Genomic DNA, 22,397 nt, shown 5'->3' with positions numbered 1-22,397 from the left:
AAACTATTTTTGCTGATAAATTCGTTCAATAATGTCCACTACTTTCAGTCCTTCCAACGCATTTGTGGTAACATAAGTCCGTTCCCGAAGGGTTTGAATTACATTATCGATGACATATTGGTGATTAGCGGCCGATCCTTTATAGTAGCCGTAATCGTTTGGCGGATTAGAGGGAGGTATCTCCGGCATCTTATAATCCATGATATTGCACTCGGTAACTTCGTTCATGTATTGACCAGAAACTTTGATGGTGCCTTTTTCACCTATAATGGTCATGGTACTTTCAAGATTTCGGTCCCATACGGCAGTTGAGAAGTTGATGTTGCCCATTCCCCCGTTTACAAACCGAAAAATCACAGACCCGCTGTCCTCGAAATCGGTGGAATGCTGATGGGCAAAATCGTTAAATCCGGCTTTAATATCGGTGATATCTCCGAAAAGCCAGTAAAGCATATCAATGAAATGCGAAAACTGAGTGAACAAAGTACCACCATCCATTTCGGCTGTTCCATGCCATCCATTATCAAGGTAATACCGGTCATCCCGATTCCAGAAGCAATTGAGCTGAACAAAATAAATTTTGCCCGCAATATTCTTCTCTATCACTTCTTTAAGCCAGGCAGAAGGAGGTGAGTACCGGTTCTGCATCACAACAAACACATGCCTCGAAACCTGCAGAGCCTTAAAGATAATTTTTTCTCCGTCGGCCCGTGATAATGCCATGGGCTTTTCAATCACAACGTGCTTCTTTCTTTCAAGAGCAGCGATAGCTTGTGATGCATGTAATCCGTTTGGCGTACAGATATTTACAACATCGCAATCATCCATACCACTAAGCATCTCTGTAAAGTCTTTGAAGTAGGGGACTTTGCTATTATTCCAACCGGTCTCTTCAGCAGGCCTGACATCACATACAGCTATAAGCTCAGCATCCGGATTGTCTTCAATCATTTTGGCATGACGTTTTCCGATATGCCCCATACCAACAATTGCAAATTTTACTTTTCCGGTAGTCATTTTGAGTTAATCTTTTTTACTTTACCCTCTTCCAGAACGTATTCATCTCCGCTTTCGGGGCAAACAGCGCGACGGTCTTCGCCGAATTCCAAAGGATGCCCGTACTCGCTCATCCAGCCGGTATGGCGGGCCGGGTTACCAACAACCAGCGCATAGTCGGGCACATCGCGGGTCACAACCGCACCGGCACCAATAAAGGCATAACGTCCAATGGTATGACCGCAGACAATGGTGGCGTTAGCACCAATTGTAGCGCCATGTTTCACAAGTGTCTGCTCATATTGTTCCCTTCGGGGAACGGCACTCCTGGGATTTGAGACATTGGTAAAGACGCATGAGGGACCCAAAAACACATCATCTTCGCAAACAACGCCGGTATAAACAGAAACGTTGTTCTGAACTTTTACATTATTACCGAGAATTGCCCCGGAAGAAACCACAACATTCTGTCCGATATTACAATTGGCGCCGATACGGCATCCGCTCATAATATGACAAAAATGCCAGATGCGTGTTCCCGGGCCTATCTCGCATCTGTCATCCACCACAGCCGATGGATGAATTTCTGGTAATGACATTTCATTCATCAATATAAAATTAGTCTAAGTTATTGGTCGAATGGAACTCGCATGCAAGAACTTATACATGTTCTTTTGTGACAAACCCTGCCATGTTCGATTCATCTTAAATCTTATATCTAATAATCTATTGTGGCAAACTTTATCATGCTCGTTTCATCACTGTAAATATTCTTTCTTTATACGGGCAAGCTGTATTGTTGCATGGGGTTAGAAAAAAAGCTTAAAAGCAAAGACGTATGTTGTGTTCATAATTCATACTACCGGCTAATGACTAATGACTAATAACTAATGACTAAATTACTTATATCTATTAATCTATTAATCTATTAATCTATTAATCTAATAATCTATTAAAGTATTCCTTGCCATGCTCGTTTCATGAAAACTGTTTAATCTTTTGTGTAATATACAATAATTCATCCTCTGTTAACTCTGTATGCATAGGCAACGAAAGTACTTCTCCGCAGATCATTTCAGCTACCGGAAGCGATATCCCGTGGCGGCAATAAGGCGCAAAAACAGGCTGCCGGTGCAATGGCAAAGGGTAGTAGATCATTGAAGGAATGCCATTCTCATTCAGGAATTTCTTCAGCTTATCTCTCAGGCCGCCGGACACTCTCACGGTAAACTGATTAAAAGTGTGGTCGGCTCCTCTCTCCTGCGCGGGAAGGCACAAAAATGGTACATCCTTCAATGCCTCAAAATAGATTGCTGCGGCCCATCGTCTTCTGTCAATGAAATCGTCAAGATGCCCCAGCTTGGCATTCAAAACAGCCGCCTGAAGAGTGTCAAGCCTCGAGTTCAAACCGACGCGTTCGTTAAAATATTTTTTTCGGGCACCATGATTAACAATCATCCTGATTTTTTCAGCAATATCATCATCGTTTGTAAAACAAGCTCCTCCATCGCCATAACAACCCAGGTTTTTAGTCGGAAAAAACGAAGTACACCCAATGTGACCAATGGTTCCCAGTTTTACCTTTTTACCATCCATCGAAAAATGGGCGCCAAGACTTTGGGCAACATCTTCAATGACAAACAGATCATTTTCCATGGCAATCCGGATAATGTCGTCCATGGCACTTCCCTGTCCAAACAAATGAACGGGAATAATCGCCTTTGTTCGTTCCGAAATGGCATCTCGTACAGCAGCAGGATCAATATTATAAGTAGCAGGATTAACATCAACCAAAACCGGTTTCAGGCCGAGCAGGGCAACCGCCTCAACCGAAGCAATGAATGAAAACGTGGAAGAAATAACCTCATCTCCCGGCTGCAGGTCAAGGGGCCATCAATGCTGCCTGGAGAGCATCCGTTCCGTTACCGCAGGGGATCACATGTTTCACATCAAGATAACGTTCCAACTCGCCTGAAAAAACATGAACTTCGGGTCCGTTAATGTATTGCCCTCCGCCCACAACTTTTTCCATAGCCGGCTCAATATCCTGCTTAAGCCGCTGATACTGACCGACCAGGTCAACCATCTGTATGTTTTGGGTATTCGACATTAATATTTAGATTTCAGCTGATTATCAGAACCCGTAATTGACACCAAATGAACCCGAGAAACCTCCGTCGCGGTAGAACGGGGGAATATATTTTTCGATATCAACACCTTCAAAATTATTATAACCGATTCCAAAAAACACATAACCATCATTGATGACCTGCCACGTGCCTTTCAAGAATATTTTATCCATTTTCAGCCGGACTTCATTCATAAAAGGCAGTCCCCACCGTGGTTCCTCCTGATTAATCTCAGGATGGTCGGCTTCTTCTCCATTGATCAGAATAGATTGGTAATCCTTACCTTTCCTGGCATGAGAATAAGACAACTGCAAATTCACGCCGCGAAGAGGACGATAACCGACTTCAAGGAACCATTCGTCGCTGTTGTCTCTCAAATAATGACCCATATTGTAACCATTACTCTCCCAGGTAGTTGTTGGTATTTTATGTTGATACACCATCGGGTTGGTACGTGTATATTCCACCGTTAAAGACATACCTGATGGTACACCGGACATTCTGACACCAGCCTTAGCACTTATATAATTGGAATGCTGTTCATTATCAAACATCCTGTTTACTGATATCTCATCCACAAAGATGGTGGAATAGAGATGAAAGTGTTTCAACTGCCTGCTGCTGATGTCAAAAAACATCTGTGCATTTTGTCCTACTTCATTGGATGCACCGTTATAGGTATGATCCACCGACTTGTAAAAAAGAAAAGGTATCAGATAAGCCGGGTTTACATGTGTGTCGGCATAAACAATACTATTCCCGGCTGAAACATATAATTGCGGAAGAGGACGGATAGTCAAAAAATTGGCAGCCAAATATTTATCGGCAAAAACCTCCCGTGTTCCGTCATAATACCGGAAAGAACGAACACTGTCGACAACCTCCGAGACCAGCCAGCCGTGCACGTATCTGAGCTCAAACCATGGAACAGGGTTGACCTTCAAAGAAATAAAGGCAAACGAAGGGACATTGCCTGAAAAAATGTTGGCACCGTTGTACCCATGTCCCCAGGTAAAATGGTCTTTGTGCAGCCCTATTTGGCCCCGGTTCCACGACCAGGTGAGGCCTCCACGGGCTTCGCTGAAATCACGGGCTTCATCGTCGCTCTTATATACCGCCCCTCTTTTTTGTATTAAGAAAGCCCTCCCCCCTATTACCTTTGACTCGTGGTTGTCACGTAAACTTCCATAAAATCCAAAATGGTTTCCAACTGAGCCATATATCTCCCCGCCATTGTAGCGATAGTAACCTGCCGATCCATCCGACAAAAAGACACCGGCTCCCAAAACAGGATTGACCGTTAAACTGAACAGTGAATCGCTGTAATAAAAAAGGTCGAAACGCTTGTTGGTCAACTCTTCAGAAGACAATTCCCTGCCAAAATCGCGAAGATAGAAATCAACCTCTCTGCGCTGGCGACGGGTAAGATTTTCACTCTTTTCTGCTTCTGCCAGAAAACCGGCAATTTCCAACCGGCTAAAAGGTTTTGCAATCGTATTAACATCAATAATTCCCTCATTGTCAAGTTCATCAATAAAATCATAAATCCCGCTATTGTCAATATGCACAGGTACATGCTGTCCCTGCAATAAAAAGCCCTGCCCCGATAACACCAGAGCAAAGAAAACAAACCGGAAAACTGTACGCTTTATACAATAATTTTTGTTCATTCAATACTTCGTTGAATCATTACGAATGTCTGATAATAATTAAGTCCACCGGGACCCTTAAGCTTCATCCGACACGCTAAAAGTTATCATTTGTAAAGACCTTCAACATTCTGTTGCCTACCACCTCAAGCGTGGCATTCCTCTGATACCATTCAATAGATTTTTTCGCAATTTCTTTCATTTTTTCGGGACTTGCCAGTAATCCTGCAATGGTTTCTTCCAGGTCTTCGGGATTGCAACTCACCACAGGTAAATCGGGATAACTCTTGCGGGCCCAGTTTTCGATGCGACAAATAACCACGCAGCCACGTGAAAGGCCTTCTACCGAGAGTAATCCGAAAGTATGCGTAAACTGGTCGATAAGAATATGCGCTGTTTCAAGATTTTTCAACACCTCCTGATTAGACATTCGCCTTGATATATAATCAATTTCATATTTCCCCCTGAGCTTAGAGATTGCCGCTTCCACATATTTGGTACCTTTAAGTTCGCGGTGAGAAGGAAAATGCATGATCCGAACGGGTGAAGAATCATTAAACTTTTCAAGCGAAACAGGAGTTGCGGGTGGATCGGTCATGAGCCACATAGGATATGCCTTTCCAGGTCTTTTGAGATAGCCGGAAGTGCTGAGCCGTGAAAAAATAAAATCTGCATGTTTTTCAAACTTACGAATTCGGTCTTTCTTCTTTTCCGGGCGGTCACACAGACAAAATCTCTGCTTTTTTATATCGGTACAATACCAGCAAAAACTGTATTTCATGGTATTGAGCTCGTCGTAAGGATTCTTTTCGGCACAACCCGGAAAGAAAAAGGCAACGTTCTTACCGAAAAATTTCAATATGGCCAGATCGTGATGATTCCTGAAAAAAGTGACAGGAGAAATAAAATAGAAAAGATCGTAACGAAACAGTACGGAAAAAAGAAAGAAAAATCTGATCAGGGCATTAACAGGATGTATTACAAACCGGTTGTTGATCAGCTTGACGGCTCCTTTCCTTTTTAATGAACGAAACTGAAGAACCAGCTTATCGGTTGGATAACCGAATTCATGCTTCTCGTAGGAATAGCTCCGGGCATAAACGCCTACTTTACGCAACGAGCGGGCAATGTAATGAGCATTACCGGCAGTATTACCCGGGCCGACAAATATTCTGGGTCTTTTCTTTTGTTTGACTTTGTTCATTTACTTCTTAATTTCCAAAAATTCTGAGCCACCATTCAAAACTCAAAAGCGACCATATCAACAACCGGTTGTTTTTCTGTCCTTTCATGTGTTCTTCCATCAGGCGATGTGCTACATCAAAATCGATAAATTCGTAGATTCGTGCCTCCTTGTTGTACAACAATTTTCTGATATAATTGAGGCTTTCTCCTTTAAACCAGCTGGCATCAGGGGCTGAAAAGCCCTGTTTATGCCCGTTACAATAATCGGCAGGCACATATTTTTGCAACATTTTCCGCAACAGCAGTTTTCCATCTGTCGACAACGATTTCACCTGTTTTTTTCCGGTCAGATCGTTCTCATTGATATGCACCATATTCTGCCAGTCACGAAGTTTCAATTCCACCGGAACCTTCATGGCAAAATCCACCAGGTCGTTGTCCAGAAACGGCAAACGGGTTTCAAGGCCATGGGCCATACTCAGCTTATCCTCCACCAAAAGCAGGCCGTGGAGAAACGTTTTACTTTCAAAATAAAGAGAGTTATTAATATAGGTCTGCGGCGAACGGTCGCTAACATTGGCCTGCCCATTGGTCAGCAATGCCCGGAAAACATTTGCAGGTCGTTCAAAATCAATCATTTTTCTGACAGCCGGGGTAAAAAAGATTTCTCTCAGATCATCGGGTACCAACCGTTGCCAGTATCTGAAATAACTATCGGCGAAACCATTGTTGTATCCGTTCCGGGAATTGTGATAATAACGCCAGGGATACCCGGCAAAAAGCTCATCGCCCCCTGCACCCGACAGGCAGACTTTAACAAACCGTCCGGCCAACCGTGATATATAGTAGTTGGGATAAGACTGCCCCACCCGCAAGTCTTCGAGATGAGTGGTCAGAGCCGGCATGACACGTTCCATATCGCCGGCTTTCAGGACTACTTCATAATGCTCGGTTTTATAAAGATTCGACAAATATTCCGAGCGTCCCCGCTCATCAAAATTAATCTCCATGCCTGAAGCGGAAGAAAGATCGAAACCGGCAGTAAAAGATTTCAAATTTTTAAACTGCCTGGATGCCACACATGTGATTCCGCCACTATCCATACCCCCGCTCAAATAGGCGCCTACCTCCACGTCGGAGACAAGTTGTCTGGCTACCGCTTTTTCAAACAATCCTTGCAATTCGTCTTCAGCCTCAATGGCATCCATAGAAACCGGTCGAAAGGCAAAATCCCAGTAACAATATTCGTTTATTTCTGAAGTCCCGGGCTGCACCTCCAGAAAGTGACCGGCTGGCAAAAGTTTCACCCTTTCAAATAAAGTGAGGTCGCTTAAGATATTTTGAAAGGAAAAGTATTCAATAAGTGCATCTTTGGACACTTGAAACCGGAAACCGGGATGCTGTTGCAGGGACTTTATTTCGGAGGCAAACAGAAAAGAATCTTCTGTCTGCATATAGTAAAGCGGCTTAATGCCGTAACGATCGCGGGCAAGTATCAACTTGCTCTCATCCTTAAACCAGGCGGCAAAGGCAAACATACCGTTAAATTTTTCAATGGCTTTGGTTCCCCAAAAATGAAGCGCATTTACAACGACCTCAGTATCGGAACTGCCACGAAAAACATATCCCTTCTCCTCCAGAACTGCACGTATTTCACGGAAATTATAGACTTCGCCGTTATAGGTTACCACCACCCGCCCGTCTGCCGAAGCCATGGGTTGACGCCCTGTCACGGTCAGGTCTAAAATGGCCAGCCTCCGATGTCCGAGGGCAGCAGGCCCCAGGGAGAGAACGCCCTCTCCGTCAGGCCCTCGATGAGACAGCACCCTGGTCATCCGCCTGCAAATTTCCTCATTGGCAGTGGTTCCATTTTGCGTTAATATTCCGGTTATTCCACACATTTTCTCAATTGTTTAAAACGGGCAAAGCATCTGACATGGTCAATCATCTTTACCGGCATTGGCATCAAACTGCTCAATGGTTTCTACCATAAACCGGGTCACATCAATATGGTCCTCCAGTATTTTCATTGACTGGCGGGCAGCATTACTTTTAGTTCCGGGGCGGCCAAGAAGAGTGGCGGCACTTTTCAGTGCCATGGCCTGGTCTTTCCCGGTGGTCCCGTAATTAAGCACCAAACCGTAATTATTTTCCAGATAAAGCAGGTTCCCAAGCCTGAAATCGGACAAATAGATGGCAGGAGTTCCAAGAATAGCAGCTTCGGTAGTCATTGTCGCACCTTCTCCAACCAACACAGTGGCGAAAAACAACAGATCATGAATTTTATGCGAAGCCAGCCTTAAACGCTGAGCTTCCAGCTCGTCGGGCAAAGGCCCCTCAGAGCTGATAAATACACGACCATATCGTTCAAGAGTCCTGACCAACTCTACTTTTTTCCGGTCGGAAAAACCATGTTTTCCCCTGTCGTGAACAGCCATCCAATCAACAAACCGCACTATGGCAAATCTCTCTTCCGGCTTAATCTTCACCTCTTCAAGTATAGAAGGATCGGGCTCAAAATAATCGGGATGCAGGTAAGCCAATTCCATTAACCCGTTGAATCTGTAGTGATGGCTACCCAAATCGCCTGTAAAGCATGAGGGCGTATAAACTTTTTTACAGAACGGATCGATGAAGCGTCTGTAAATTCTGGTATTCTCCGTATCTGTAAAGGTGATGTAAGGTTTTCCGGTCATCCGGGCTGCCGGACCTGAGTAAATAGTACTGAAATCAACAAACAAGTCGGGCTTGAATTTCCGGGCACGCCTGTACTGCTCCCATGCAGTCCCCACAAGATACCATATCTTTCCCGGAAGTGATTTACCTCCTTCCCCCCTGTTTTCGTAAGGAATGTCATAATAATAGAGCAATTCCTTCACATGTTCACGATCTCTGGCAGTAACCAGAAACCGGTGACCACGTGATTCCATGATCCGGATAAAATTTCTGAAATAGTGAACATGCGCCGGATGCCCTATATCTAACATGATTCTCATATTCTAAAATATTTCCGGAAGAAAAATATCGTGAGTTTTTTATACCACTGATAAAACATTCTTCCCAGATTCCATAAAAACCAGTTATGAACATATATGTAACGTCCTGTCTCACGTACCATACCTCCATAAGACTTTTTATACTGACGGATGTAAAAATCCTGCCCGGGTTTGCCGCCGTTTCCCAGTTCAAAGAACCGGATGCCTTCGCTCTGTAACTCCTGAATAATGCCCCACAAAAATCCGTCGTAAAGCCATTGTTCGCTTTCATCGAGCAGGTTGCCTTCCATCCATACCGATGCTTTGTCATCAAAAAGCAACAACCAGATTGTCGCTATCATCTTTCCGTTAATAAACAAACCCCTTGTTCGTAAATAAGGCTTTAGTGTTCTGGACTCCCTTATCGCATACATCATTGAACGATGTGACAGGGGTCGTCCTTTCGACAAGATGGTTCCGCTCAGAATATGCCATGCATCCAGAAATTCTTTATCATCTTCCAATTTTTTTATAACATGGCTGACCTGCCCCATCTTTTCAATATTTTTTTTCCTGTCGGGAGACAAGGATGCCCATAATTCCTCCGATTTCCGGTTGATATCGATGTTAACGGTCAGATAAGACTCATAGTAAAACCCGGCTTCCTCATAAACAGGCTTCAGAGAAAGTCCTAACCTGTAATTCCTGATCTCTGTATAAACAACAGACCTGGCAGTTTGCTGAAACAAAGCATCCCACAAAGCCAGTAAAATACCGCTGTCATTTTCTTTAATTAACGGTCCTCCAACAACAATCTGCCTCCGTGTAAAGAAAGACAGAGGTGGAAAAGTATTTGTCAGATGTACCGTCATCAGAACTCCTACAAGCTCATCGTTATCAAAAGCAAAAAAAGTTAAGGGTTTCTGGTGTTTTGTGTTCTGATGTATATCATACATGCATGGCATCTGGAAAATATTTCCATCCGGATGGTCATATACAAATTTCTCCCAGGCCCGGGTATTAACCCGACCAATATCTGTTGTAATCTTTAATGCCATACCATTCGTTATCTGATTCCCTGTGAAGGATTATTCATCACTTCGGCATAAACCGAAAACAATTTTTTAATAATATTTCTGTTATCCAGTTCTTTAATTCGTTCTCTCCCGTTAATCCGACCTTTGTGGTCAAGTGCTTTGTCAATTCCGGAGGCAATTTCACCTGGTTCGGGGGAACATATTGCACACCCTTCCAGGTTTTTCAGCCATTTTTTCACATCCCCGGCAGGGGTTGAAACAACCGGAGTATTACAAGCCAGTGCTTCTTTTACTACATTGGGAGAGCCTTCCCATTTTGATGTCAGAAGCACTACATCGGCCGCGTTGTAGTACAAAGGCATCATCTCTGTCGGCCGGTCAAAAACCATCTTCAGTTCACACGGGCTATGTTCAACCCGTTCCATTGCTGCAAGAGCAAGAGAAGCATTTTTGACTTCTCTCGCCGGATTAGCGGGCCAGAGAATGACAAAAGAAGCATTTAACCCCATCTCAAGCTCTTGCCGTGCTTCAGCTTTTCCCATTTCACGAAAAAGCTTCATATCTACTCCGTTGGGTATGATTTTCACTTTTCGTACACCCACTTTTTCAGCCATTTCTTCGCTCTTGACGATGGTAAGCGGCCAGAAAAATCTTGTAAATATCCTTACCCCGAGCCTCAACCACCAGGCTCCGAAAACATCGCTCCCCATAAGGGATACCACCAAAGGATGCGCACCTGACAGCCTCGCTACCATACCACTTAACCCGTAATGAGCATGCACAACATCAAAAGAATGACCGGTCATATAACGCCTTAACTTACCGGTGGCAGACAAATATGACATCAACCCTTTCCCCCCAATCCTGAAAAAATGAACCTCTGCTCCGTATTCTTTCAATACCCTGGCCTGTTCCTCAATGGCCGCGGTACATCGACCATGGCTGTTCCCACTGCATACAAACAATATTTTTCCACTAAAACTTTCCGGTATTTCCTCCATCTTTGTTTTTCAATACTCAGTCAACTTCTGCTATAAACTATAAATCAATTATTTATTATTGAACAATTATTTGTCTGTGAGTGCTGATTTTCAATATTGAGTGTAGTATAAAAAGCCTTCAAACTGCAGATTTTTACCATTTCTACCCCTGCCCCTAAAGGGGAACTGCTAAAAATCAGCAGTTTGAAAAAGTCCCCTTTAGGGGATTTAGGGGTCAAAAGGCTTTTTATACCGGGCTCAATATTATAATTCATCTTTCATCTTATATCTAAAAATCTATTGATCTATTGATTTTTGTAATACCCACTAAATTTAAGGAAACTGAATCCGAAATGCTGAGAAGACTGGTCAGTAGCAACAAGTATTTGACCAAATGAGCAATTTTGTATATTAATGCAAAGAGTCCGTTCCAAAAGTGAAATGGTTCCAATGACCTTTCACAGAATTTTACCATATTTGGAAAGAAAGAAGCAACACCTATGGATACAACAGAAAAGCATCAGGCAGAAATTCAATAAAAAAAGGGAAGTGGATCGGCCAAATGGGCCATATTTGCACCGGTATTTATCCCCATGCTGTCCCAATTGGGTTTCACTCCTGCTTTTGTTCAGCTGATGTATCGTGTGGGCGACAGCATTACCAACTGCGTTAGCCCGCTCTATGTATATTTTCCCCTTCTGATTGGATGGATTCGGCAGTATGACAAGAAAGTGGGAATCGGAACCGTGGTCTCGTTGCTTGTTCCTTATGCCATTGTATTATTTATTATGTGGGTGGCATTGCTTTTTGTATGGTACTGGCTCGATCTCCCAAAATCTAAAAAAAGGCGGATACGTAATTTTCATCATCGACAAGAAATATGAGCCTGACGAAATTGAAGCAGGAGAAATTTTTGGCATTGCCCCAAAAAGAACAATGGAAAATAAATTTAAAACAGGCTGCTGACTTTTTCAGCAGACCCTAAATATATCTGCCTTTCTTCCCCGTCAATCCATGCCATATACCCAACCAATACCATCCAAACATTTTTATTCCGCCTTTCCTGATGCTCCAAACCAATATCACAGGCAGCTTAATGAATTCAAAAAAGAGAAATCTGATCAGGCCTTTACGGAAATTATATTTTTTGAAGTAGAGTATCTTGTTTCGTCGCAGGTAATAGTATTCCCTTCTGTACCCTTCCTTGCTTTGTGCCGCCCAGTCATGCAAATGCCGGCAAACAGCTTTTCGGGTGACCATTGCCACGCATCCGCTTTTGGAAAATCTGTAAAAGAAATCGCGTTCTTCCCCATACAGAAATAACCCGGGATCAAAAAAGGACATATTCTCAAATACAGAGGTCCGAATCATAAAAGCCACTCCCGACAAGTAATCCACATCAGCAGAAACAGGCAGTTCCTTGTACGACCTTAAAATTCTGCCTTCGTCGGGACTCGATTTTTTACCAAGAGGAAAATTCATGTACAACCGGTAATTCTGAACAATTTTGGTCTTCCGATTATTTACCCCCTGCAAAATCAATGGGCCGCAGGCATCCACTCCGGGAAACCGGACCAGCTGATCATGCAAATTCCTGAGGAAATCTTTCTGGAGAAGGACATCGGTATTTAAAACTAAAGCAAAAGGAGCCCCTCTTTTAAGTGTTGTTTCCATCAGCCGGGTATGTCCACCTGCATAGCCAAGATTACAGTCTGAACGGTACAATTCCCCTTCGGGCCATAAATCCCTGAATTTTTTTGCCGCCGAATCATCGCTGCTGTTATCAACAGCTATCAAATGAAAATTGTTAAATGTCTGTTTTCTTAAAGAGCTCAACAATCCCGGCAGAAAGGGGGCATCATTATATAAAACCAGTTGTATGACGATTTCGGGAACCATAAAGTCAGGTCTTTATATTTCGGTAAAGCAAGGCAATGAGAATTCCGACATAGAGATTAATCATTAACGTTCCGGTTGTCAACTCATTAAAAAGATAATTGGGTTTAAAAACAAACGTCTTTATCGCCCATGCAAAAACGACAAAGAAAAAAGCCATATCCACTTCATTTACATGTAATACATAGCCTTTCATTATTTTATATCCCCGAACCAGGTAACGCCAAAACTGCACATAAAGCAAACTGTAAATGGCAAGTCCCACAAAACCATACATGGCCAGATGACCCGTTATTGGAAGGTCAGTTACTTCATAATCGGAGGGATCGAAGCGCAAACTGAAGTGCCCTGCAAAATCGGCTCCCGTGCCAAACCAGGGATGCTGCTCAATAAGGGCAAGATGTGCAGGCCATTGATTAAGCAGGCGTCCTTCGACGACACCACTGGTATAAGCATCACCACTCATAAGCAACCACAAATCTTCAACCTGTCGCCAAACCAGTTGTGGATATTCCGGAAACACAATATACATGATCACCAGTAATGCAAGGCCGGGCCCCAGCAACATCCCCGTCAAACCGGTCAGCGATGCTTTATATAACCTGTAATACAAAAAAAGTGATCCCACCACCAGTCCGGCAAGGTTAATGTAATTACTCTTTGTCAGCGACAGCATAACGGCAATGACAAATAACACTGTTGCCATATAGAGCAAGTACCGGTAACGGTAATTAATCTTTCGTGACAACACGAAAAATGTCAAAGGTATCAGCATATCGGTGAGACCTGCACTATACATAAAATACCGCATTATTCCCGTTCCCCGGTAGCGTTCGGCCTGCCACACCGGAATAAACTCAAAATCTGTTAAAATTGTCAGAAAGAAAAGAATAAATACTACCAAAGACGACCATACCAAGACATCGACAAGGATGGAAAGATTTCGTCGTGCCATAACAAACGCAGGTATAATCAATAAAAAACCGAATACACTCATGCGTTCCCGTACCAAAACGTAACGCACCAGGTAGCTCCAGCCTTTCCCAGGCTGCCAATAGCCGAAAACAAAAACATGGTAAAGAAGAAACAATAGCTGCACCCCCAACAAAATAAGAAACGGCCGGAAATGAAGCAGGTGTTTAACCTCAACTTTTGAAGACAACAAAGGAACAAAAGCAAGCACAAATAAAAAATCCTGATAATGAAATCCGCCCAACGCCTCTTTACCAAAATATACAGTAAGATGTCCGGACGGATCAAATAGCAGGATGATTATAATCCAGAAAGCATGATCGGGCCATCGGCGGATGACAATAATGCCAAACACCATCAGCGAAATAAGCAGAAAAATCATCAGAACCGGGTTCATCCAACACCTTTTTTAAATCTTAACCACAACTTTTTAAGAATGGATGGTGGCATCAATTTAAGCAAAAAAACCGAAGCTGCTACTACCAGAACGATGGCTGATCGCAGCCATATATCAAAAAGACCAGGCCATAACGCCACCACGACTGACAATGACAAGCCCATGATGAAAAACAAGTTGATTCTCCGGAAAGGATATGCAACGGGGAAATATCTGGCAGCCACCCAAACCTTTACCTGCCAGTAAACCACAAACGACGCAAGAGTTGCCACGCCGGCTCCCAAAAACCCCAGGAGCGGTACCAACAGAAAGTTGAGCCCGATATTAAGCAGAGCCGTTAATCCGGTGATCCAGGTATAGTGCCAGGTCTTTTCCGACAAAGAGATGCCCGGTCCCATGGTTTGGAACGATTGTGCCGCAATATATGAAAACACAAGAAACGGCACAACCCTGGATCCTTCGGAATAATCGGACGTGGTTACAAATGGCACCAGAATATCTGCAAAAACCGACAATACGGTTGCCAGCAGCACAGCACCGGCCAGATAAACCAGATACAGATCAATGGCCATCTTCCGTGATCGGGGTTTGAGTGTATCCTTCTCGGCATAGTATGCCTGAAAAAACAAAACACCAAAACTCATCTGAACTGCCATATTGACCAAAAGTACAGGTTGAGAAAAAATGGCACCGATGGAATACAGTCCCACTTCATCCAGGTCGCGATAATGTAATAAAAAGTAGCGATCGCTGCTGTTGAAAACCCAGGTTGCTATACCTACCCATATAAGAGGAAATCCGTATTTAAACAGTTGCCGGGCCCAATACATGGAAAAACGAAAACTGTACTTCCGAAAATTAAACCCGGCAAATGCCACAACCACCACCAGAAAACTACTCCCTATACGTGCCCACATAGCACCTTCTACCCCTTGTTTCAACACTATAACCAGGGTAATCCCCAAACCAATATTGGTCAGCGACTTCAGTACCGTTATCAAATTATAGCGCCATGGCTGCCTGAAATACCGGAACAAATGCGACTGTTCGCTCATCATCAGATTCACAGGCACCAAAATCAACAGCAGTAAGACAAGAAAAGAAAAGTCCTTGCTTCCAAAAAGAAGTTGAGAAAAACCATTACGAAAAAACAGTAACGGAACAATCAGCAGAAATGAGAAAATCCGTAGGAAAAAAGCTGTCGACAATACATCTCCCTTTTGATCGTCTGATGCTTTAAAAAAATAAAACCCACAGGATGAATCCAGGCCGGCCGAAAAAAAACCGCCTAACAGGGCGGCCGTTGTACCAAGCGTTTCAAGCATTCCAAACTCGCCAACGCTGAGAGCACGAGTATAAAAGGGAAGAAGAAACAGACCAATGAATTTCTTCAGCCCGTTACCAAGTCCATAAACAACTGTGTCTTTGATGAAGGCTTTGCGTTCTCCCATCCAAATAATTATTTACTTCTGGCACCACAACCAACAATGTTCCACAAAGCCCTGAAGAGATATATCACATCCGTCCGGAAGGGGGCCTGTTTATAGCGTTCAATATAGCGAATTTCAGAAGCTTGAATTTCTTCCAGTGTCGATGGCAGATCGGCATAAAACGGAGGGACAAGCCCCGGCTTTACCGAGAGACGCCGGCGGACTACATCCGGATCATAAAGGGCAAGATACTGAGGACTAAGCGGCCGGACTCCAACCAGTTTCATTTCTCCTTTCAATAAATTTATGATCATGGGCCATTCATCAATCCAGAACTTACGAAATATACCGCCAAGTATTGTTACACGTTTATCATCCCTGAATTTCCCGTTAGCACCCAGTTTGTTTTTCCTGTAAATGTGTTCCTGAACGTATTCGCTGAATGCGACCATGGTACGGAATTTATAAACGCGGATCATTTTACCCTCTCTCCCTACCCTGTTGAGGGAAAGAAGTAACCCGTAGCGTTCTTTTAACCGGCTGGCAGGAGGCCGCGAAATTTTTCGTGCCACCAGGTAGTGACGACCATCAATCACCTCATCATACTCCACCTGAAAACCGCAATAAATTAACCGCCCCACCATCTCATAAAAAGAAATGACCTTGTTTCGATCGCCGGTTAACAGCTTGTAAAACCATCGGGTGGCTCTCATTGTCGGAGCCACACGCTTAATCAGGTAATCAAAAAAATAATACAGCTTCCGGATGCCCGGGGGATATTTCCGGAATAATCTTTGTTTTCGCAGTTTGGAGGTTTCCAGGCAGCAAATGAACAATCCCTCATCACGCAATTGGTGATTCGTTTCGGCAAGGAATTCACAAAGCTTCCTCACTTCATTCAGTCGTTGAAGATTAATAATGGTCCTGAATTGCTGTCCGCCTCTGATGGTAATATTGAAGGAATTGGAAGTAGATACCACCAGCGAATCTTCGGCTTCTACATCGCAAAACCGGGCAAGAAAATGATAAACCGATTCATCAATTTTCTTCTTTATCCGAAACGTTCTCCCCCCATCTGCTATGCGTGGCGCGGGAGTGACCGTTGTTTCAGAAACAATTGATGTCTGATGATAGAAATGAAGCATGCTTTTTAATTCCTTAGAAAATCTGTTTTTATTATATATAGTCTAAGGGAACTCCCATGATAGAATTTCTATTCTTCTTTGAGCTTTGTATCATGGAAGTTTCAATATTGGTCAAAATACAACGGCTGTGCATGAACTTCAATAACAATTTGGCAGACTGACTAAAAGAGTGTATAAAAAGAATTGTTTTGTGGATGAAACGAGCATGACAAGGTTTACCTTAATAGATTTTTAGATTTTTAGATATAAGTAATTTAGTCATTAGTTTTTAGTCATTAGTCATTAGCCGGTAGTGTGAATTATAAACACAACATACGTCTTTGCGTTTAAGCTTTTTTTTCTAACCCCATGCAACACTACAGCTTGCCCGTATAAAGAAAGAATATTTACAGTGATGAAACGAGCATGACAAGGTTTATCACAAAAGTTGATGTATAGAATCAATCATGCGAGTTCCATCAGACCAATGACTTAGACTAATTTTATACTGATGAAAAAGGAGATGACACAGTTTTTTGAACACTGCTATAAATAATGACGGAAATGAAAAATATTGTTACACTGAGTTCCATGGAGGAAGCTCAGAGCCTCACCGAGAATTTAATAAATCAACCCCGCTGAAACTTTGTGTAAACGCAAAAAGAAAATAATTTGAAACAGAAGAAACAAAATAGGCACTAAGTAAACACTGAAACCAGAGAATAAAAAACATACTCTGTGTCTCCTCTGTGCTCTCTGTGTAACCTAAAGGAAAAAAGAAGAGGAAGCCAATTGCCGTCCAAGCCACCGCTTCCTCTTCCGACTCCCCTAACTAAAAAGAAAGGAGGTGATGTGACAAAGATAAAAAATTAGCAAACACAGTAATCACCTTTTGATTACGGACAAGGATTATCCTATAATCCAAAAGCATCTTTTATCTGATCAACATAGTCGAGTTTTTCCCAGGTAAAAAATTCCACCTCACGTTCCACTTCCCTGCCATCTTCCAGGAATTTAACTTTTGCCGTATATGGGTCGCGTCCCATGTGGCCGTAAGCAGCAGTCGGTGTAAAAATAGGGTTTTTAAGTCCCAGACGCTTAATAATCTTTCCCGGACGAAGGTCGAATATCGCGCTGATCTTTTCGGCTATTTCCCCGTCGCTCATGTTAACCCTCGAGGTACCGTAAGTATTTACATACAATCCTACCGGTTCTGCCACGCCAATGGCGTAGGCAACATGCACAAGCACTTCATCGGCAACACCTGCCGCCACCATATTTTTGGCAATATGACGGGTTGCATAGGCTGCAGAGCGGTCTACCTTTGAACAATCCTTCCCCGAAAAGGCACCTCCGCCGTGAGCACACTTACCTCCATAAGTGTCCACAATAATTTTGCGTCCGGTCAGTCCTGTATCGCCGTGCGGACCGCCTATCACAAAACGACCGGTTGGATTTACATACAATTTATATCCCTTAAAAAGTCTTTGAAGCTCAGGCTTAAGTTTCGCTTTAAGTCTTGGAATCAAAATATTTTCCACATCATGCTCTATCACATCATGCATCACTTCATCGCTGGGATCGAATGGATCGTGCTGGGTAGATATAACAATAGTATTAACATGAATGGGCATGTTGTCGTCATCATACTCAATAGTGACCTGCGATTTAGAGTCGGGCCGCAAATAAGTCATCTCTTTGCCTTCGCGACGGATATCCGCCAGTTCCTGAAGAAGATAATGAGAGAGATACAACGGTAGCGGCATGAAATTTTCTGTGTCACGACAGGCATAACCAAACATCATTCCCTGGTCACCGGCGCCCTGCATATCTTCTCCATCCCTGTCAACGCCGCGATTAATATCATCACTTTGCTCGTGAAGTGCAGAAATTACGCCACACGACCCCGAATCAAACATATAATCGGCTTTCGTATAGCCAATTCGTTCAATGGTATCGCGTGCCACCTGTTGCACCGGAACATAGCCATTGGTGCGTATCTCCCCGCTTACAACTACCAGCCCGGTGGTGACCAATGTTTCACAGGCAACTTTTGAATTCGGATCCTGACGGAGCAACTCATCCAATACCGCATCCGATATCTGGTCGGCAACCTTATCGGGATGCCCCTCCGACACAGATTCTGAAGTAAACAGATATCCCATAATAACTTAAGAATTACTGCAATTTACCCATAGCATTTATTAATGCCGGGCAAATTTAGATTATACAATAAAAACAAAGGATGGAAAAAACAACTGGCAGGCTAAAAATCACATTTTAGCATTGTTTTATAGTGGTTGCAAGCAGCCAAATCCATCCACTTTTGTATTGCAAAGATACAAATTATTTAGAATTATTCAAAAAAATAATATCAGGTAATCATGGACATGAGTGAATGGGGTGGGCTTCCGGAACATCTTAACGGTGTGAGGAACCCTGCCGTTCTTTAGGCCATTCCCAATGCCTCATGCTCTCTGTCCTATGCTTCGCCCTATTGTCTAATGACTGAATTCCGACTATTCATACGTGACAAATCTCAAATATAGTACTGAGCATTCTCCCTGGTCACAACATCCAGGGGCAAATACTTAATAGGTTCAACTTCTTTCTTAAACACCAGATGATCAACCAGCATTGTTATTCCCAGGTAACCTTGTCCCTTCGGGTTTTGATTGATTAAAAAATCAATGGTTCCCGAATTCAAAAGCGAGAGATTCCTGGAAAGTAGATCATAGCCTACCAGCTTAATCCCTTTCAAACGGCGCAGGTTAAAATAATCTCCCAAAATATAGGCGCGCGAATTGGTTACAAAAAAGCCCCGGATGTCGGAATATTTTTCAAAAAGTGCATCCAGATTTTTTTGACATGCTTCTTTGTCCTCCCAGTCATTGACTTCAATTCGAACAATTTTAATCCGACCCGTGTCATTATTTTCACCAAAGTAGTCAATAAACCCCTGCTCTTTCCTTATCAGGTGAGTTAAGTTGGAAACTTCCTTATCAATATGGACAACTACCAAAGTTCCCTTTTCGCAGCCATAATGCAGGAGTTTTCCGGCCAACACACCACTCTGATAGGAGTCCTGGCCTACATAAGATACCGGTTGGTAATCGGGAATATTAGTATTGAACAGATTGAACGGAATCCCTTCTTTGCTCCACCGATTCAGGAAAGAAAGAGACTCCCGGTAAAACATGGGAGCCACCAGGATACCGTTATAGCTCATATCGGAAATTCTGTTTGCACTTTCCCTGAAAGATTGTGCATCTTCCTGATGAAAAAGATATTTATCCACAACTACGCCATATTGCCGCATCTCTTCAGCCGCCTGATCAACCCCCCTGTTGGGGGCTTCCCAGTACTCATCGTTGGAGGGATCGGGTATTAACACGGCAATCCTGTATTCCCCGGTAGAAACAAGTGCCCGAGCCATAATATTCGGCTCATAGTTGAGCTCTTTCATGCTCTTCAAAACCCTTTCTCTGGCCTTCTCAGAGACCTTACCGCGGTTATGAATTACACGGTCTACCGTCCCCGGCGATACCTCTGCCAGCGCAGCAATATCTTTAATTCTTGCTATCTTTTTCCCTTTGTTCGGCATATTATCAAAGACGGATCGTCAGATTACTAAGTTCTCACTTTATGGCCTTTCAGCGCATAATATAAAATATACCCAAACAAAGGCACTGCGAGCCAGTAAGCATTTTGAGCACCATAAAGGTCTTTTAGAAAACCATAAAGTGTCGGTATTAAAGCGCCACCAACAATGGAAACGACCATCAATGAACCGCCCTGTTTTGTAAATCTCCCAAGATCGGTCATTGCCAACGGCCATATAGCAGGCCACATCAAAGCACAGCCCAATGCAACCAAAACGACAAAGAAGATAGATATTTCGGGAGGTGTCAAGACAACCAGCAGCGATCCGGCAATAGCAACAATAGCACTTGCCACCAGCGCAGTTGACTGGCTCAGGTACTTAGGGATGAAAATTATCCCGACGATATAACCTGCCACCATCCCTACCGGAGCAATCCAGGCATACCATTCCGGATTGGCCAGGTTTAATGTTTCTGCATAATCGACCAGGGTTCCCAGGGCAACCGTTTCAACGCCAACGTAAAAAAACAATGCCAAAATGCCGAGCAACAGGTGCGGAAACTGCCATATAGAAGTCTTCTTCGCCGCGTACGGACAATCGTCTACATTCTCCTCATCCTCACCTACTGCCTTCACTTCCGGAAGCGGAGAAAACAAAGCTATGATACCCAACAATACAAAAACGCTGATAATAATTATGAACGGCAATGTGGTATCTGCAAAACGGACATCATCAACACTCTTTCCTATGATCAAAGCAAGAAAAAGCGGAGCCACCGGCCAGGCCAGCTTGTTCAGTATTCCCATAATACTCATCCGCCGGGCCGCACTATCAATAGGGCCAAGTATCGTCACATAGGGATTTACGGTTGCCTGAAGGAAAGTATTTCCCATACCACTAATAAAACTGGCAACAAGAAACAATGGCAAACTTTCCATATTCCCGGATGGAATGTACAGATAAAACCCAATGGCAAAGAGCAGAAACGAAAGTGCCATGGTTCGTTTATATCCGATTTTCGCAATCACGAAAGATGCCGGATATCCGAAAATCAAAAATGCTGAAAATGTTGCAGCAAGAACCAGATACGACTCTGTCGATGTGATACTTAACTGGCTTTTCAGCAAGGGTATTAAATAACTGTTTATTCCAAGGGCAAAACCAATGGAAAAAAACATGGTACCAAGAATAATCAGAGCAATCACAAGATTGCGCCCCTGAACGTTTGATTTGGCCTCAACACTCATAATGTTTCATTTTTTGCTTTTAATAAATACTGATTCAATCCGGCCGCCCGGCAATTGATGGTATGCGGCATAATTCAATAATGATCCCTCTGTGGATGAGGAATAAAAGGATGATTACTCCCGCTTAGAATTAGTTCTGCAAAACAGCAGACAATCACCCCGTGATAAAACGGAACGTAAATATCTCAAAATATCAAGTTACATTTTGTCTAAATCTTGTATTTCTAAAATCTAAAAATCGAACGATCTGCTAATTTTTCTTCCCATACAAAAATAGGAATTATCAACCCGGTAAAAAAGAAAATACACACAAATTTTGTGTTCGTACACATAGTTCTTAATTCAATAATTTACAAGAATCTAATAATAATCATATTTCAGGTATTATAAAATTTAACATGTGTAATCCACAATTTGTTATCCCGTCAATGTAAATTTATGAAACAAGCATGACAAAGATTGCCACAATAGATTATCAGATTTTTAGATATAAGAGTTAAGATGAAATGAAACGAGCATGACAAGGTTTGCCACAAAAGAACATGTATAATTAACCTCTAATCATCTAAGAAACCAAAAACAGTGAACAGATTCTTCGTCGTTACCTCCTCAGAATGACATTAGACAGTCTGTCATTCTGAGCGGAGCGAAGAATCTTATATCAATCAAAGCATAATAAGTTGCATCATTCCAATTACTTAGACTAATTTTATACGGATGAAACGAGCATGACAAAGATTGTCACAAAAGAACATGTATAATTAACCTTTAATCAT

The 22,397-nt window shown here is 42.9% G+C and carries 17 protein-coding genes and 1 pseudogene; 1 reads left to right on the top strand and 17 read right to left on the bottom strand.

All coding sequences use genetic code 11. From position 1 onward, the window contains the following. Positions 1–3: 3 nt before the first annotated feature. From ATH1_RS0112295 to ATH1_RS0112255, 10 genes are all read right to left on the bottom strand, one after another. A complete protein-coding gene (locus tag ATH1_RS0112295; protein ID WP_010422201.1) occupies positions 4–1,017 on the bottom strand; it encodes a Gfo/Idh/MocA family protein in 1,014 nt (337 codons plus the stop codon). Next, positions 1,014–1,604, bottom strand: coding sequence for an acyltransferase (locus tag ATH1_RS0112290; protein ID WP_010422197.1), 591 nt, complete (start codon positions 1,602–1,604; stop codon positions 1,014–1,016). Before ATH1_RS0112290 ends, ATH1_RS0112295 begins: the two co-directional genes overlap by 4 nt. A gap of 370 nt (positions 1,605–1,974) precedes the next feature. Further along, positions 1,975–2,835 (bottom strand): DegT/DnrJ/EryC1/StrS family aminotransferase, encoded by an 861-nt coding sequence (locus ATH1_RS19470; RefSeq protein ID WP_280959767.1) that lies wholly within the window; start codon positions 2,833–2,835, stop codon positions 1,975–1,977. Between the two features lie 43 nt (positions 2,836–2,878). Continuing rightward, the gene (locus tag ATH1_RS22470) at positions 2,879–3,106 is read right to left on the bottom strand and encodes a DegT/DnrJ/EryC1/StrS family aminotransferase (RefSeq protein ID WP_010422191.1); all 228 of its coding nucleotides are present in this window, start codon (positions 3,104–3,106) and stop codon (positions 2,879–2,881) included. A 24-nt stretch (positions 3,107–3,130) separates the two neighbouring features. Next, positions 3,131–4,795: a capsule assembly Wzi family protein gene (locus ATH1_RS0112280; protein WP_010418396.1), complete on the bottom strand. Its 1,665-nt coding sequence runs from the start codon at positions 4,793–4,795 to the stop codon at positions 3,131–3,133. 76 nt (positions 4,796–4,871) lie between these two features. Continuing rightward, positions 4,872–5,978, bottom strand: a complete 1,107-nt coding sequence (locus ATH1_RS0112275) for a glycosyltransferase (RefSeq protein ID WP_010418393.1) — start codon at positions 5,976–5,978, stop codon at positions 4,872–4,874. Positions 5,979–5,985: 7 nt separating this feature from the next. Then, positions 5,986–7,860, bottom strand: coding sequence for an asparagine synthase (glutamine-hydrolyzing) (asnB, locus tag ATH1_RS0112270; RefSeq protein WP_010418391.1), 1,875 nt, complete (start codon positions 7,858–7,860; stop codon positions 5,986–5,988). Between the two features lie 39 nt (positions 7,861–7,899). Then, the gene (locus ATH1_RS0112265) at positions 7,900–8,955 is read right to left on the bottom strand and encodes a DUF354 domain-containing protein (RefSeq protein ID WP_010418389.1); all 1,056 of its coding nucleotides are present in this window, start codon (positions 8,953–8,955) and stop codon (positions 7,900–7,902) included. Further along, positions 8,952–9,992, bottom strand: coding sequence for a GNAT family N-acetyltransferase (locus ATH1_RS0112260; RefSeq protein WP_010422186.1), 1,041 nt, complete (start codon positions 9,990–9,992; stop codon positions 8,952–8,954). The genes ATH1_RS0112265 and ATH1_RS0112260 overlap by 4 nt, the downstream gene beginning before the upstream one ends. 8 nt (positions 9,993–10,000) lie before the next feature. After that, positions 10,001–10,972, bottom strand: a complete 972-nt coding sequence (locus ATH1_RS0112255) for a glycosyltransferase family 4 protein (protein ID WP_010418378.1) — start codon at positions 10,970–10,972, stop codon at positions 10,001–10,003. 536 nt (positions 10,973–11,508) lie between these two features. On the opposite strand from ATH1_RS0112255, the pseudogene ATH1_RS0112245 reads away from it, so the two are divergent. Further along, positions 11,509–11,835 (top strand): annotated as a pseudogene (locus ATH1_RS0112245) (AbgT family transporter); the annotation flags it as partial. A 97-nt stretch (positions 11,836–11,932) separates the two neighbouring features. Here the strand turns inward: ATH1_RS0112245 and ATH1_RS0112235 are convergent. The 7 genes from ATH1_RS0112235 to gluP form a co-directional block, all read right to left on the bottom strand. Further along, a complete protein-coding gene (locus ATH1_RS0112235; protein WP_010418366.1) occupies positions 11,933–12,850 on the bottom strand; it encodes a glycosyltransferase in 918 nt (305 codons plus the stop codon). Between the two features lie 4 nt (positions 12,851–12,854). Beyond that, on the bottom strand, positions 12,855–14,216 hold the full coding sequence (locus tag ATH1_RS0112230) for a hypothetical protein (RefSeq protein WP_010418362.1): 1,362 nt from the start codon (positions 14,214–14,216) through the stop codon (positions 12,855–12,857). Continuing rightward, positions 14,213–15,667, bottom strand: coding sequence for an oligosaccharide flippase family protein (locus ATH1_RS0112225; RefSeq protein ID WP_010418360.1), 1,455 nt, complete (start codon positions 15,665–15,667; stop codon positions 14,213–14,215). The genes ATH1_RS0112230 and ATH1_RS0112225 overlap by 4 nt, the downstream gene beginning before the upstream one ends. A gap of 8 nt (positions 15,668–15,675) precedes the next feature. Then, entirely contained in the window at positions 15,676–16,791 is a 1,116-nt protein-coding gene (locus ATH1_RS0112220) for a sugar transferase (RefSeq protein ID WP_010418357.1), read from the bottom strand. An 893-nt stretch (positions 16,792–17,684) separates the two neighbouring features. Then, on the bottom strand, positions 17,685–18,935 hold the full coding sequence (gene metK / locus ATH1_RS0112215; protein WP_010418354.1) for a methionine adenosyltransferase: 1,251 nt from the start codon (positions 18,933–18,935) through the stop codon (positions 17,685–17,687). A gap of 374 nt (positions 18,936–19,309) precedes the next feature. Continuing rightward, positions 19,310–20,374, bottom strand: a complete 1,065-nt coding sequence (locus ATH1_RS0112210) for a LacI family DNA-binding transcriptional regulator (RefSeq protein WP_010418351.1) — start codon at positions 20,372–20,374, stop codon at positions 19,310–19,312. A 26-nt stretch (positions 20,375–20,400) separates the two neighbouring features. After that, positions 20,401–21,621, bottom strand: a complete 1,221-nt coding sequence (gene gluP / locus ATH1_RS0112205; protein WP_010418348.1) for a glucose/galactose MFS transporter — start codon at positions 21,619–21,621, stop codon at positions 20,401–20,403. Positions 21,622–22,397: the final 776 nt, after the last annotated feature.

This window comes from Anaerophaga thermohalophila DSM 12881 (genome assembly GCF_000191885.1).
Lineage (GTDB): Bacteria > Bacteroidota > Bacteroidia > Bacteroidales > Marinilabiliaceae > Anaerophaga > Anaerophaga thermohalophila.
Note: the sequence above shows the minus strand (reverse complement) of the source record. Positions and strands in the feature narration are given on the sequence as shown.

Bases quoted from the DNA above. Each gene is read 5' to 3' on its own strand.
- metK (WP_010418354.1), bottom strand. From the start codon at position 18,935: ATGGGATATCTGTTTACTTCAGAATCTGTGTCGGAGGGGCATCCCGAT.
- ATH1_RS0112220 (WP_010418357.1), bottom strand. From the start codon at position 16,791: ATGCTTCATTTCTATCATCAGACATCAATTGTTTCTGAAACAACGGTC.
- ATH1_RS0112265 (WP_010418389.1), bottom strand. From the start codon at position 8,955: ATGAGAATCATGTTAGATATAGGGCATCCGGCGCATGTTCACTATTTC.
- asnB (WP_010418391.1), bottom strand. From the start codon at position 7,860: ATGTGTGGAATAACCGGAATATTAACGCAAAATGGAACCACTGCCAAT.
- ATH1_RS0112275 (WP_010418393.1), bottom strand. From the start codon at position 5,978: ATGAACAAAGTCAAACAAAAGAAAAGACCCAGAATATTTGTCGGCCCG.
- ATH1_RS0112235 (WP_010418366.1), bottom strand. From the start codon at position 12,850: ATGGTTCCCGAAATCGTCATACAACTGGTTTTATATAATGATGCCCCC.
- ATH1_RS22470 (WP_010422191.1), bottom strand. From the start codon at position 3,106: ATGTCGAATACCCAAAACATACAGATGGTTGACCTGGTCGGTCAGTAT.
- ATH1_RS0112260 (WP_010422186.1), bottom strand. From the start codon at position 9,992: ATGGCATTAAAGATTACAACAGATATTGGTCGGGTTAATACCCGGGCC.
- ATH1_RS0112290 (WP_010422197.1), bottom strand. From the start codon at position 1,604: ATGAATGAAATGTCATTACCAGAAATTCATCCATCGGCTGTGGTGGAT.
- ATH1_RS0112225 (WP_010418360.1), bottom strand. From the start codon at position 15,667: ATGGGAGAACGCAAAGCCTTCATCAAAGACACAGTTGTTTATGGACTT.
- ATH1_RS0112210 (WP_010418351.1), bottom strand. From the start codon at position 20,374: ATGCCGAACAAAGGGAAAAAGATAGCAAGAATTAAAGATATTGCTGCG.
- ATH1_RS0112230 (WP_010418362.1), bottom strand. From the start codon at position 14,216: ATGAACCCGGTTCTGATGATTTTTCTGCTTATTTCGCTGATGGTGTTT.
- ATH1_RS0112295 (WP_010422201.1), bottom strand. From the start codon at position 1,017: ATGACTACCGGAAAAGTAAAATTTGCAATTGTTGGTATGGGGCATATC.
- gluP (WP_010418348.1), bottom strand. From the start codon at position 21,621: ATGAGTGTTGAGGCCAAATCAAACGTTCAGGGGCGCAATCTTGTGATT.
- ATH1_RS0112255 (WP_010418378.1), bottom strand. From the start codon at position 10,972: ATGGAGGAAATACCGGAAAGTTTTAGTGGAAAAATATTGTTTGTATGC.
- ATH1_RS0112280 (WP_010418396.1), bottom strand. From the start codon at position 4,795: ATGAACAAAAATTATTGTATAAAGCGTACAGTTTTCCGGTTTGTTTTC.